At 35.7% G+C, this 13,562-nt stretch carries 10 protein-coding genes; 8 read left to right on the top strand and 2 right to left on the bottom strand.

What is annotated here, in order from left to right:
• Positions 1 to 34: 34 nt before the first annotated feature.
• On the bottom strand, positions 35 to 1,546 hold the full coding sequence (gene gltX, locus FNW21_RS06460) for a glutamate--tRNA ligase (protein ID WP_144255926.1): 1,512 nt from the start codon (positions 1,544 to 1,546) through the stop codon (positions 35 to 37).
• Positions 1,547 to 1,630: 84 nt separating this feature from the next.
• On the bottom strand, positions 1,631 to 2,440 hold the full coding sequence (locus FNW21_RS06455; protein WP_144255925.1) for a Fic family protein: 810 nt from the start codon (positions 2,438 to 2,440) through the stop codon (positions 1,631 to 1,633).
• Positions 2,441 to 2,583: 143 nt separating this feature from the next.
• Between FNW21_RS06455 and FNW21_RS06450 the strand changes: the two genes are divergently transcribed.
• The 8 genes from FNW21_RS06450 to FNW21_RS06420 all read left to right on the top strand — a co-directional run bounded on the left by FNW21_RS06450 (position 2,584) and on the right by FNW21_RS06420 (position 13,558).
• Complete coding sequence (locus FNW21_RS06450) at positions 2,584 to 5,928, top strand: DUF4175 family protein (RefSeq protein ID WP_144255924.1); 3,345 nt, start codon at positions 2,584 to 2,586, stop codon at positions 5,926 to 5,928.
• Complete coding sequence (gene ybeY / locus FNW21_RS06445) at positions 5,925 to 6,344, top strand: rRNA maturation RNase YbeY (RefSeq protein ID WP_144255923.1); 420 nt, start codon at positions 5,925 to 5,927, stop codon at positions 6,342 to 6,344. Before FNW21_RS06450 ends, ybeY begins: the two co-directional genes overlap by 4 nt.
• Before the next feature lie 289 nt (positions 6,345 to 6,633).
• A complete protein-coding gene (gene mnmG, locus FNW21_RS06440) occupies positions 6,634 to 8,505 on the top strand; it encodes a tRNA uridine-5-carboxymethylaminomethyl(34) synthesis enzyme MnmG (RefSeq protein WP_144255922.1) in 1,872 nt (623 codons plus the stop codon).
• A 144-nt stretch (positions 8,506 to 8,649) separates the two neighbouring features.
• Complete coding sequence (locus FNW21_RS06435) at positions 8,650 to 9,498, top strand: class I SAM-dependent methyltransferase (protein WP_144255921.1); 849 nt, start codon at positions 8,650 to 8,652, stop codon at positions 9,496 to 9,498.
• 242 nt (positions 9,499 to 9,740) lie between these two features.
• The gene (locus FNW21_RS06430) at positions 9,741 to 10,295 is read left to right on the top strand and encodes an OmpH family outer membrane protein (RefSeq protein ID WP_144255920.1); all 555 of its coding nucleotides are present in this window, start codon (positions 9,741 to 9,743) and stop codon (positions 10,293 to 10,295) included.
• Between the two features lie 355 nt (positions 10,296 to 10,650).
• Positions 10,651 to 12,918, top strand: coding sequence for a helix-turn-helix domain-containing protein (locus tag FNW21_RS06425; RefSeq protein ID WP_144255919.1), 2,268 nt, complete (start codon positions 10,651 to 10,653; stop codon positions 12,916 to 12,918).
• Between the two features lie 164 nt (positions 12,919 to 13,082).
• A complete protein-coding gene (locus FNW21_RS16425) occupies positions 13,083 to 13,247 on the top strand; it encodes a hypothetical protein (protein WP_221932053.1) in 165 nt (54 codons plus the stop codon).
• The gene (locus tag FNW21_RS06420; protein ID WP_144255918.1) at positions 13,223 to 13,558 is read left to right on the top strand and encodes a type II toxin-antitoxin system RelE/ParE family toxin; all 336 of its coding nucleotides are present in this window, start codon (positions 13,223 to 13,225) and stop codon (positions 13,556 to 13,558) included. The genes FNW21_RS16425 and FNW21_RS06420 overlap by 25 nt, the downstream gene beginning before the upstream one ends.
• Positions 13,559 to 13,562 lie beyond the last annotated feature (4 nt).

Below are 13,562 nucleotides of genomic sequence, written 5' to 3'. Positions count from 1 at the left end.
TCCAGTCTTATAAAGGCTGGAAGCTTTTTTGGTTTTACAAAGTCGTTATTCCTTTTTCAATTCTTTTAATCGTTTCTTCTTTTCCTATGACCTCCACAATGTCAAATAGGTGAGGACCTTTGAGTGCACCTACTAAACTCAATCGGAAGGGTTGCATTACTTTGCCCATTCCAATCTCGTTTTTGGTCATCCAATCCTTCACGATAGTTTCTATGTTTGCAGCGGTAAAATCACTAATTTCCTCTAGCACCGAAATCAATTCTTGCATTAAAGCAGGCGTTTCGGCTTTCCAATTTTTGCTTGCTTTTTCGTCAAAAACGGTGGGTGCGATAAAGAAGAAATCACTCATTTCCCAAAATTCAGATACAAAATGAGCTCTTTCCTTGATTAAGGAAACAATTTTGGTAAGTTCTACCAATGTAAAATACCGGTTTAAATCCTTGGATTCTACAATAGGAGCAAAGGCTTTCGCCAAAGTGGTATCGCTTTGTTGCATCAAATATTGGTGATTGAACCATTTGTTTTTCTCTGGATCAAATTTGGCTCCCGATTTGTGCACTCTTTTCAAATCGAAGACTTGTGTTAATTCTTCTAACGAAAACAGTTCTTTTTCGGTGCCGTCATTCCAACCCAATAAGGCCAAAAAGTTAATTACCGTTTCTGGAAAAAATCCTTTTTCTCGGTAACCAGACGAAACACCTTCTTCGGTTTTCCATTCTAATGGGAATACTGGAAATCCCATTTTATCGCCATCTCTTTTGGATAATTTTCCGTTTCCAACAGGTTTTAAAATTAGTGGCAAATGCGCAAATTCTGGAGATTCCCAACCAAAAGCGCGGTACAGTAGGACGTGTAATGGCATGGATGGCAACCACTCTTCGCCACGAATGACATGGGTAGTTTGCATCAAATGGTCGTCAACAATATTGGCCAAATGGTAGGTGGGCATACCGTCGCTTTTGAACAATACTTTATCATCCAGCAAATTAGTTTCAAATTTTACTTCCCCGCGAATGATGTCCTGTAAAACCAAAGTTTCATTCACAGGCGTTTTAAAACGAATCACATAATCCTCGTTGTTGGCAAGTCTATTGGCTGTTTCTTCATTAGAAATTACCAATGAGGTGTCTAGTTTTTCTCGATTATGATGGTTGTATATAAAGGTTTTTCCTTGTTCTTCATGTTGTTTTCGATGTGCGTCTAATGCCTCGGCGGTGTCAAATGCATAATACGCATGACCCGATGCAATCAACAAATCGGCATATTGTTTGTACAAATGTTTTCTTTCGCTTTGACGGTAAGGGCCAAATTTTTCGTTTTTATTTATGGTTTCATCGGGAGCAATTCCCAACCATTCTAGCGCTTCCAGAATGTATTCCTCGGCACCAGCAACAAATCGATTTTGATCTGTATCTTCAATGCGTAAAAAGAAAACACCGTTGTTTTTTTTGGCAAATAAATAATTGAATAGGGCAGTACGAACACCGCCAATATGTAAAGGTCCCGTTGGACTTGGTGCAAAACGCACGCGAACTTGCTTTGACATTTGTATAGATTTTGGTGCAAAGATAAGAAGTTCTTTTCGGGACAAAGGTACAAAGTCGCAAAGTTTATGGTTTTGGAACTAGTTTTAAAGTAGTAATCGAAAGCCTTTGAAATCTTTTTTTATTTTTGAATACGCCAGTAGACTTGTATTCATTTTATCAGATAAAGTTGTTTGGATATAATTTTTTACTAAATCTGGCGTGCCCGCATAGTATTGTTCTACCAAGAGACTGTTGTAATTTGATTTTTCATTGGTAAAACTAAAGAGTGGAAAACCTTCTTTCATTAACAAAAAATTTATCAAAAGCCTTCCTGTTCGTTTATTTCCATCTACAAAAGGTTGGTGAATCCAAATTTCTTGTGCCAAAAACACACTTTTATCCAACACATTTTTTTTACTTTCCTGTATTGTTTTGAGCAATGTTTCCATTTTTTCTTCGACATTATCGGGTGAACTCAATGGTGTTATTTTTTCTATTTCAACACCATTTTGTTTTATGGAAATCACATTTTGGCTTATTTTGAATCGATTTTTTTCTTGCCCTTTTTCTTTGGCATTGTTGTAATAATCATCATTCCATAAATTTCCTATAGCCAACCAATTGAATTCTAGAATCAACTTTGTAGATAATTCTTCTTGGTTTTTCACTGCAAGCAACATTCTCTTTAAAGCTTTGTACATGCCTTTTTGTTCCAAAATATCCGAATTTCGAATATTGTTTCCTGATATTGTATCACTTTTGAAAAGTTCAGTAGTTTGAATAAGGGATAATTGATTGCCTTCTAGTTTATTGGTGTTATATACGTATTCATATAAAAGTGCTTGCTCTTCCTCAAGTGACGGAATAACATTTTGTTCATTGTATTGCTTTAGCAAATGGAGTAGTGCATTCATTTATTTTCTTTTAAAGAAAAGGCTTGTTGTAAAATTACAAATTTTTATACATTTTTAATTCATTTTTTGCGAAAGCCTTTTTTAATGTTTTCTAATTCATATAAATTGTTACTTTTATTGGTTCTAATAAACACGATTTTATTTTGGAGACATCCCGTTTTATTTATCAAAAATTAGAAGCTTTCATCAAGAAGTTTTATACCAATAAATTAATTAGAGGAATCATTTTTTTTATTGGTTTAGGTTTATTGTATTTTATAGTTACGCTTTTTGTTGAATATTTTCTTTGGTTAAAGCCTTTGGGACGCCAGTTTTTGTTTTGGACTTTCATAGCTGTCGAAGGATTTTTGTTGTTGCGGTTTATTCTGTTTCCGTGTTTTAAATTATTCAAGTTACAAAAGGGAATTAATTACAATCAAGCTTCGGCCATTATTGGAAACCATTTTACGGAGGTAAGCGATAAGTTGACTAACTTTTTGCAATTATCAGATGGAGATTTTTCTAATCAAAAATCCGAATTACTATTGGCTTCTATTGAACAAAAAGCCAATTCCTTGCAACCAATTCCTTTTGGAAACGCAATTAATTTTAAAAATAATCAAAAATACATACCGCTTGCTTGTATCCCAATATTGTTTTTCGCAGTTTTCTACGCAACAGGAAACAGCAAAATAATTTCGCAAAGTTTGAATCGGGTAGTGCATTATAATTCGGCTTTTTTGCCACCAGCTCCATTCACTTTTGTGGTTTTGAATCCTACTTTGCAAACCGAACAAAATAAGGATTTCTTTCTTCGTATAAAATCCCAAGGAAAAGTAGTTCCCGAGAATGTGATGCTCTTTATTGGCGACGAAAGTTATTATATGGAATCGACTAAAGCGGGTGAATTTCAATTCAAAATCGTAAAACCAGTTTCAAATGTTACCTTTCATTTGGAAGCGAATGCCATACTATCGGCAGATTATGAATTGAAAGTGATTCCTGTTCCTTCGATTGCAAACTTCGAAATGCACTTGCATTTCCCCGCTTATTTGAACAAAAAACAAGAAACTATAAAAGGTTCCGGTAACGCTATAATTCCCGAAGGAACTCGGGTCACTTGGAAAATAAACACCGAAGCTACCCAAAAAGTGGATTTTAAAGACGAAAGAACTGTTTTGCCTTTTTCGAAAGCCAATAATATCTTTGTTTTAACTAAAAATATAGCTCAAAATACAGATTATCAAATTCTTACCTCGAATAGTAGCGTTCAAAATTACGAAAAACTCAATTACCAACTCTCGGTTATCAAAGATCAGTTTCCTAGTATCACTGTAAACCAAGCTCCAGATAGTTTGAAGGTCGAAAAGAACTATGTTTTAGGTCAAGTTTCGGATGATTATGGATTGTCAAAATTGCAAGTGGTGTATTATGAAAAGGACAAACCCCAAACCGCCAAACGGGCAATTATTGCTATAAAGAATGCCGCTTTTGATCAATTTGTTTTTGCCTTTCCTAGTAATCTTCCAGTTCAAGAGGGCGTATCGTATGAATACTATTTTGAAGTTTTTGATACGGATGCTATTCATGGTTTTAAGCATTCTAGATCATCCGTTTTTTCGAACCGTGTTGCTACCGTGGAGGAGAAGCAGGATCAACTTTTGCAACAGCAAAATGACAATATTTCGGGTATGCAAAAGTCTTTAAAAAAGCAAGACAAACAAATTGCTGCCATTGACCAGCTTACTAAAACTGGTAAAGAAAAAGACAATCTTGAGTTCAAAGACCAACAAAAAGTTTCTGATTTTATAAAGCAACAAGAACAGCAAGACAACCTAATGAAAGATTTCGCTAATAAGATGAAATCTAATATGGACAAAACAAAAGCCAAAGATGCCACTAAAGAACTGCTTGAAAAACGGTTGGAAGAGGCTACGAAAGAGTTAGCTAAAAATGAAAAGCTCTTGAATGAATTAAAGGACTTGAATGATAAAATAAAAAGTGAGGAGCTACAAGACAAATTAGAAAAATTCAAACAAAATAGTAAAAACCAAGTAAAAACGCTTCAACAATTGGTCGAGTTAACCAAGCGGTATTATGTCGATAAAAAAGCAGAACAACTTGCTGATAAATTAGACAAGCTTTCGGAAAAGCAAAAGCAATTATCCGATAACGATAAAGAAAATTCCACCAACAAACAAGAAGAAATTAATGAATCTTTCGATAAAATCCAAGAAGAACTTCAGGATTTGGATAAGGAAAATAAGGATTTGAAAGCACCATTAGACATTCCAAATGATACTGCAAAACAAAAAAGTATTGATGATGATTTGAATAAAGCAAAAGAAGAATTGCAAAAAAACGATAAATCCAAAGCCAAACCCAAACAAAAAAGTGCTTCTTCAAAGATGAAAGAAATGGGTGGTAAAATCAAAGAGAGTATGGAATCTGGCGAACGAGAACAACTGGAGGAAGATGTGAAAATGTTGCGTCAAATTCTAGATAATTTATTGGCTTTTTCTGTGTCGCAAGAGGAGGTTATGAGTCAGTTCAAAAGCTTAAAGTCAGGTTCGCCTGCGTTTAATAAAAATATAAAATCGCAACAAACTTTGAAACTACAATTCAAGCATGTTGACGATAGTTTGTTTGCAATGTCTTTGCGCAATCCAAAAATTGCAGATCAAGTTACCAAGGAAATAGGCAATGTAAACTACAATGTAGACAAAGCGATTGAGACTTTATCGAATGCTCAAATCCCAAAAGGAATGTCTCACCAACAATACGCTGTGTCTGGTGCGAATAAGTTAGCTGACTTTTTGAGCGAATTACTCAACAGTATGCAAATGGATTTGTCAGGTTCAGGACAAGGAAAACCAAAACCAGGACAAGGAAGCGGGATGCAATTACCGGATATTATTGCCAAGCAAAAAGGGTTGGGCGATAAAATGAAGGATGGAATGGATAAAGGCGAAAAGCCAGGAACGGGTAAAGAAGGTAAACCAAGTCAGGAAGGTCAAAGCGGAAAGGATGGCAAAGACGGAAAGTCAGGTGCTGGTTCAGGCAAATCTGGCAGTAACGGCAAGGAAGGTAAAGATGGAGAAGGTGACGCCAAAGCAATAATGGAAATTTACAAAGAACAAAAACAGCTTCGGGAAGCTCTTGAAATGGAGTTAAACAAACAAGGTTTGGGTGGCAATGGTCAGAACGCTTTGGAGCAAATGAAACAAATAGAAAAGCAATTGCTAAACAAAGGATTTAAAAACGAAACGCTGCAAAAAATACTGAATGTGAATCAGGAACTGTTAAAACTTAAAACAGCTATTCAGCAACAAGGTGAGGAAGAAAAACGCCAATCCGAAACTAACAAAAAAGAGTTCAACAATGAATCGGATAGCTTGCCAAAGTCACTTTTAGAATATTTGAATAGCATAGAAATATTAAACAGACAATCGTTACCTTTGCGGTCGAATTTTAATAAAAAGGTTCAAATATATTTCAATAAAAAATGATCAATTTTAATTACGAATCAGCGTTTGTTTTAGATAACGAAGAAGTAATCGCTTCATGGTTGTCGGCAGTAATTGTTTCCGAAAACAAGAAAGAAGGAGAGATTAATTATATCTTTTGTGACGATGAATATTTGCACAAAATCAATTTAGAGTACCTAAACCATGATACCTTAACGGATATTATTAGTTTCGATTATTCTATGGGGAATGAATTGAATGGTGATATTTTTGTTTCTATTGAACGGGTTGTTGACAATGCTGCTGATTTTAAAGTTTCTTTTGAAGCCGAATTAAAGCGGGTTTTGGTTCATGGAATCCTTCATTACTGCGGCTATAAAGACAAAGGCGAAGTCGACGAATTGCTTATGCGCTCCAAAGAAGATGAAAAAATCGCCCTGTTCCACGTGGAACAATAAGGATTTTCGATTGCTGATTAACGATTTTCGATTTTCAAAAACAATGACTTTGAAACCAAACGTTTCACGTGGAACATTTGATTTTTGATTTAAAATTTGAATTCGGTAGTCAGAAATTTGAACCTAAATATTTTACGTGGATCAATAGTTTAATATGTTGGTTTTTGTTTGCGTAATTTGAAATTAAAAATCCGAAATCAAATGTTTCACGTGGAACAATAATTTAATATACTGGTTTTTATTCAGTAAATCTGAAATCAAAAATCTTTAATCAAAAATCTGAAATCAAATGTTTCAAGAAGAATACGATGTTATAGTGGTTGGTGCGGGTCATGCAGGTTCCGAGGCTGCGGCTGCGGCTGCAAACCTAGGCTCTAAAACTTTATTGGTTACAATGAGTTTGCAAAACATTGCTCAAATGTCTTGTAATCCTGCCATGGGTGGTATTGCCAAAGGGCAAATTGTTCGGGAGATTGATGCGCTTGGTGGGTATTCAGGGATTGTCTCGGATCGAACTGCAATTCAATTCAAGATGCTGAACAAGTCCAAAGGGCCTGCCATGTGGTCGCCAAGAGTGCAAAGTGACCGAATGCGTTTTGCCGAAGAATGGCGAATGATGCTCGAAGGAACACCAAATCTTGATTTTTACCAAGAAATGGTGAAAGGTTTAATTATTGAAAACGGAAAAATAAAAGGAATTAGAACCTCTTTAGGAGTTGAAATCAGATCAAAATCCGTTGTGTTAACCAATGGTACTTTCTTGAATGGTTTGATTCATATTGGCGAAAAACAATTTGGTGGTGGTCGGGCAGGCGAGAGTGCGGCCTACGGAATTACCGAAGATTTAGTTAATGCTGGTTTTCAAGCGGGACGAATGAAAACAGGAACGCCGCCACGAGTTGATGGTCGTTCGCTGGATTATTCAAAAATGAATGAAGAAAAAGGAGATGCTAAACCGGATAAATTCTCCTATTCGGATTTGACAAAACCATTGGCTTTTCAAAAGTCTTGTCACATGACCTACACTTCATTGGATGTTCATGCTATTTTGAGAGAAGGTTTTGATCGTTCGCCTATGTTCAATGGTCGGATAAAAAGTCTTGGCCCAAGATATTGCCCTTCTATCGAAGATAAAATTAATCGTTTCGCTGACAAAGAAAGACATCAATTGTTTGTAGAACCAGAAGGTTGGAATACCTGTGAGGTTTACGTAAACGGTTTTTCAACATCATTACCAGAGGATATTCAGTTCAAAGCGTTGCGTTCTGTAGTTGGTTTTGAAAAAGTGAAATTCTTTCGTCCAGGATACGCCATCGAATATGATTATTTTCCGCCGACACAATTAAGGCATACTTTAGAAACCAAGTTGGTCGAAGGATTGTATTTTGCAGGTCAAATAAATGGAACAACAGGATATGAAGAAGCAGCTTCGCAAGGATTGATGGCGGGAATTAACGCGCATTTAAAAGTCCACGAAAAAGCACCGCTAATTTTAAAAAGAGATGAAGCTTATATTGGGGTTTTGATCGACGATTTAATTACCAAAGGAACCGAAGAGCCGTATCGAATGTTTACTTCTCGTGCGGAATATAGAACGTTGTTGCGTCAAGACAATGCTGATTTTAGGTTAACGCCTATGTCTTTTGAAATTGGTTTGGCATCAGAAGCACGCTTGCGACGCATGGAGCATAAGTTGAAAGAGTCCGAAAAAATGGTGGCTTTTTTCAAAGAAACAAGCGTCACGATGGCGGAAGCAAATCCTGTTTTAGAAGCAAAGGATACTGCTTTAATTTCGCAAGGAGATAAAATGTTTAAGGTTTTTTCTCGTCCTCAAATAAATTTGGAGGATATGCTACAATTCGAAAAGGTGAAAGAATATGTTGACGCTAATGATTTGGATCAAGAAATTATGGAACAAGCCGAGATTCAAGTTAAATATTCGGGTTACATCGAAAAGGAAAGAAATAACGCCGACAAACTAACTCGTTTAGAAGATGTCAAAATTCCAGAAAACTTTGATTACAATAAAATTAAATCGATGTCAATAGAAGCCAAGCAAAAATTAACCAAGATTCGTCCCATAACTATTTCGCAAGCTTCTAGGATAAGTGGAGTTTCCCCAAGTGATGTTTCGGTGCTTTTGATTTATATGGGCAGGTAATTTTATATTTAAGAATGCAGATTTAAGATTATGTGAGGAATCTAAAATCTAAACTCCGAAATCTAAAATCATTTTGTTCCACGTGAAACTATTTTGTTAAGGCTTGGTATTATTGGTAATTTTAAAAAAGAGTAAAATAAATAAATGACTATTTCAAACAAAAAACACTTTCTTACTGTAAAAGATTATTCGGTTTCTCAAGAGATTTTTGAGTTGTATTATGATGAAACTTTGGATATGTTGCATACGCATCCGCAACCGAGTTTGGCCAATTTAGGTAAGTATTACGAAAGCGTAGATTATATTTCGCATACCGATTCGAAAAGATCTGTATTCGAAAAAGCTTATCATTTTGTGAAAGGAATTGCCCTAAAAAATAAATTGGAGCTGATTAATGCGCAACAACCTCATAAAGGACGAATTTTAGATATAGGTGCAGGAACTGGTGATTTTTTGGCGGTCGCCCAAAAAGACGGTTGGCAAACAGTAGGAGTAGAACCAAGCGATAAAGCCAAATCCATTGCGAAAAACAAAGGCGTTTTTTTTGTAGAAAAAACTTTAGAATTAGAAAATCATTCTTTTGATGTGATTTCGATGTGGCACGTTTTAGAACACGTTCCTGATCTAGACGAACAAATAAAAGAATTAAAACGCTTGCTAAAACCTGATGGAACGTTGCTAATAGCTGTTCCTAATTTCAAATCTTTTGATGCAAAACATTACGGAAAATTTTGGGCCGCTTACGATGTGCCCATTCACTTTTGGCATTTTTCCAAAAAAGCGATTCAATTACTTTTTGAGAAAGAGAATATGAAACTAGATAAAGTGCTTCCTATGAAATTTGATTCGTTTTATGTAAGCTTGCTTTCCGAGAAATACAAAACTGGAAAAATGAATTACATCAAAGCATTTTGCATTGGTTTGCAATCTAATTTTAAAGCAAAACGAAATTTGGAGTATTCCTCACACATTTATATCCTAAAAAATAGCTAAAATTGATTTTAAGCTTGTTTTAAAGAAGATTTTGCGTGTAAACAGGTGTTTATGTCTTTTTTTTGGAATAAATCATTAGGCAAAAGCTACGGAAGTCAATTTCAATTAGAATCATTTATTTAAAAATAAAAAGCAATAACAAAAATTGATAGTATAAAAAATCAGCATTTTTCAAACTTTTTGTCGATGCTAACTATTTTTTTATATTTTTGTCACTCATACTAAAAAATAAATTTACCCAAATGAAAAAATCATTACTTATCCTTGCACTTGCAATTTCAATAGTGTCTTGCGATAAAAAAACAGAAGTTAAAGAAGTAAAAACAGCTTACGTAGATACTTCTGAATTAATGAAACAATATACCGAAGCCAAAGATTTAGAAGCAAAATACAAATCTAAAGCAGAGGAAAAAGGAAGAGAATTGCAAGCCGAAGTAAATCGTTTCAAACAAGAAGCAGCAGGTTTCCAAGCACAAGCACAAGCAAATGGTCAAGCTTGGGCACAACAAAAAGGCGCCGAATTGCAAAAAAGAGAGCAACAATTGAGTTATGCACAACAACAATTAGCACAAGAATTGCAACAAGAAAGTGGTAAAGAAATGGATTCACTAGTAAGTGGCGTAAAAAAATTCATCAAAACGTATGGTAAAGAAAAAGGATATGCCTACATCTACGGAACAGGCGATGCCGCATCAATACTATATGCCGAAGACAAATTTGACATTACCAAAGACATCATCAAAGAATTGAATGACAAGTACAAAGCAGCGGCCCCAAAGGAAGAAGCTAAAAAATAATTGTTCCTAATAATTCCAAAAAAACCTTCGGCTACACCAAGTTCGAAGGTTTTTTTTTGGAGCTAATTCCCGCTTTGCGTTACAACCTTACTCCTAGAAAAATTCGGTTTTAGAAGCAAGGGTTTCCACCACAAACAAGTTCACTAAACTCCGATTAAAATAAAAATTATGTGAAATAATCGGGGCTCGGGAATTTGGCAGTAAACCAAAGTTTTTTGATTTATTAAACAGTATTGGCAGTCAACATAAGCATCAAAACTCCAATTTTCCCTTCGGTTTTGAGTTAATAATTGTTGCTTTAAAATCCAAAACCAATTCAAATTTTCAATATTTTAGCAGTATTATATATACGCCCATGCAAACCATCTCCGAAGCCGCTGCTTACACCTTACGATTCATCAATCAAACCCAACGATCTGTATTTTTGACAGGAAAAGCAGGAACGGGCAAAACCACGCTTTTGCGTGAAATCATTCAAACCACGCACAAGAATACCGTTGTGGTCGCCCCCACAGGAATTGCCGCTTTAAACGCAGGTGGCGTAACCATACATTCCATGTTTCAATTGCCTTTTGGCGGTTTTATTCCTGACAATTCCGCACCACAATTTTCAGAAAGTACCAAGTTCGAAACCCGAGCTACTTTGCGCAGGCATTTTAAAATGAGCGGTTTAAAAAAAGCGGTTATCAAAAACATGGAGCTTTTAATCATTGATGAAGTCAGTATGCTTCGCGCTGATTTATTGGATGCTATGGATTTTATGATGCAAACTGTTCGCAAAAAAAACACTCCTTTTGGCGGTGTTCAAGTGTTATTTATAGGCGATTTATTGCAATTGCCACCCGTAATTAGAGACGAAGAATGGAAAACGTTACGAACGTATTACAAAGGAAAATTTTTCTTTCATTCGCATGTGGTGCAGCAAAACCCGCCTTTGTATATTGAACTGTCCAAAATTTTTCGTCAAACGGATGATACTTTTATCGCAGTTTTGAATAATTTGCGCAACAATCAAATTTCGGCTACGGATATTCAGTTTTTGAATAAATACGTACAACCCAATTTTGATTTAAAAGCCAACAAAGGCTATATCACCTTGACCACTCACAACAATAAAGCCGATGCTATGAATACGCAAGCATTGGCGGATCTTGACGGAAAATTAGTAGTGTATAAACCCGAAATTACAGGCGATTTTCCAGATAAAATTTATCCCGTTGAGGCCGAATTGCAACTCAAAGTAGGAGCACAGGTTATGTTTGTAAAAAACGATTTGTCCTTTGATAAAAATTATTTTAATGGCAAAATGGGAATTATCAAGTCCCTTTCTAGCCAAGAAATCCTCGTTCATTTCCCTGAAGAAAACAAAACCATCGAAGTCGAAAAATACGAATGGCAAAACATACGGTACAAAGTGGATGAAATGACCAAGGAAATCGAAGAAGAAGTTTTGGGCTCTTTTGTGCATTATCCTATCAAACTGGCTTGGGCAATCACGGTACATAAAAGCCAAGGATTGACTTTTGACAAAGCTGCGCTCGATGTTTCGCAGGTTTTTCTGCCTGGACAAGCGTATGTGGCGCTGTCTCGTTTGCGTGCTTTAGACGGGCTAATTTTGCTTTCTCCGTTGCGTATGAACGGTATTTCGAATGATCAAGATGTGATGGAATATGCGCTCAACAAAGCCTCCGATTCCTTTTTGGCGAATGCCCTACACTTTGAAACCAAAAACTTCATTCACAATTACCTCATTACCACATTTGATTGGTTTGATTTGGCTCAAGAATGGCGCAACCACCGTTTTAGTTATGGTGATATTACTGAAAACAGCTTCAAATCGAAACAAGCTTCCTGGGCCAAAAATCAGTTCGAAACCATGGCCGCACTTCTAGAACCATCCCAAAAATTCATAGCCCAATTAAACAAGCTTTTTGCGCCTGAAACCGTTGATTTAAACCATATTTCGGAACGTATTCAGGCCGCTTTTTACTATTTTTTGAAACCAATGAATCAATTGGTGTATGAAATTTTGTGGAAAATAGAAGAGGTGAAACGCGTAAAAATGGCAAAGACATTCTACGACGAATTAATCCTTCTGGAAGAACTGCAAACCAAAGCCGTTTTGCGCTTAATGAAAGCCAAATTATTAATCGAAACCGTGGTTGCTGGCGAAACGATTTCGAAAGAAAAATTAACGTCTGCGGAAATTAAACAGTACAAAATAAAAATCACCGAAGCCATTTTTGAATCCTTCAAAGCAACTAATGTCACTTTGATTGAAGACGATAAAGATGCCACACGCTATTCCTCAAAAAAAGCCGCTACCAAAGAACCCAAAAAATCTACCGTTCAAGAAACCTATGATTTGTGGGTCGAGAAAAAATCTATCGAGGATATTGCAACCCTGCGTGTATTGACCAAACAAACGATTTATGGTCATTTTGTAAAATTGATACAGACTAAAGCCGTTGCAATTTCGGAAGTTTTGCCCGAGGATAAAATACAGGAACTGGCAACCGCTTTCTTGGGTTACAAAGAGGAATCCCTGAACGTGTTGATGGAGCAAAACAACGGAAAATTTAGTTGGGAAGAAGCGAGAATGTACAAAGCAAGTTTGAACTAAAATGGAGTTTTAAAAGCAATTGCAATTAGTAAATACTTGGTCAGGATACGTGCTTAAAAAAGGCTAAAGTACATTTGGTTTTAGAAATTCTAAAATAGTTCTAAAAGAATACTTTATTGAAACTATTTTTATACATTTGATAATAAGTAAGATAGATGCCAATTATGAAAACAAAAAACGAAAACGCAAACAATCTCGCCATGCCGGGCAAACCAATGTCTCAAAAGAAACTGGCGTCGTTGATAAAAGAGGCAGAAGAGGGAGAATTTTTATCAGTAGAGGAGTTTAAAATTAGATTCGATAAATGGAGATTACAAAGAAAAAAGTAGTCAAATCTGTTTTTTATTACAAGGATATTCAAGATATTTTTGAATATGGAGAAGCTACATTTGGAGAAAAAGCAGCTATATCCTTTTTTGAAGAGTTGTTACTAATTACTGCTAATGTCGAAACGCATTATTTACTCCATCCAGAATGCCGTCATCTGGAAACAAAAACTAAAAAATACCGAAATATAATTTTTGGTTCTTATCTTATCATTTACAGAATTACACCGCATAGAATAGAAGTTTTGAGAGCTTTTCACGGCAGTCGCTCTCCAAAATCCATCAAGGAATCCAGAAAAATTAAAGTCGATTAGTGTT

The organism is Flavobacterium restrictum, assembly GCF_007097245.1.
GTDB lineage: Bacteria > Bacteroidota > Bacteroidia > Flavobacteriales > Flavobacteriaceae > Flavobacterium > Flavobacterium restrictum.
This window is presented reverse-complemented; position numbering and strand designations above follow the sequence as displayed.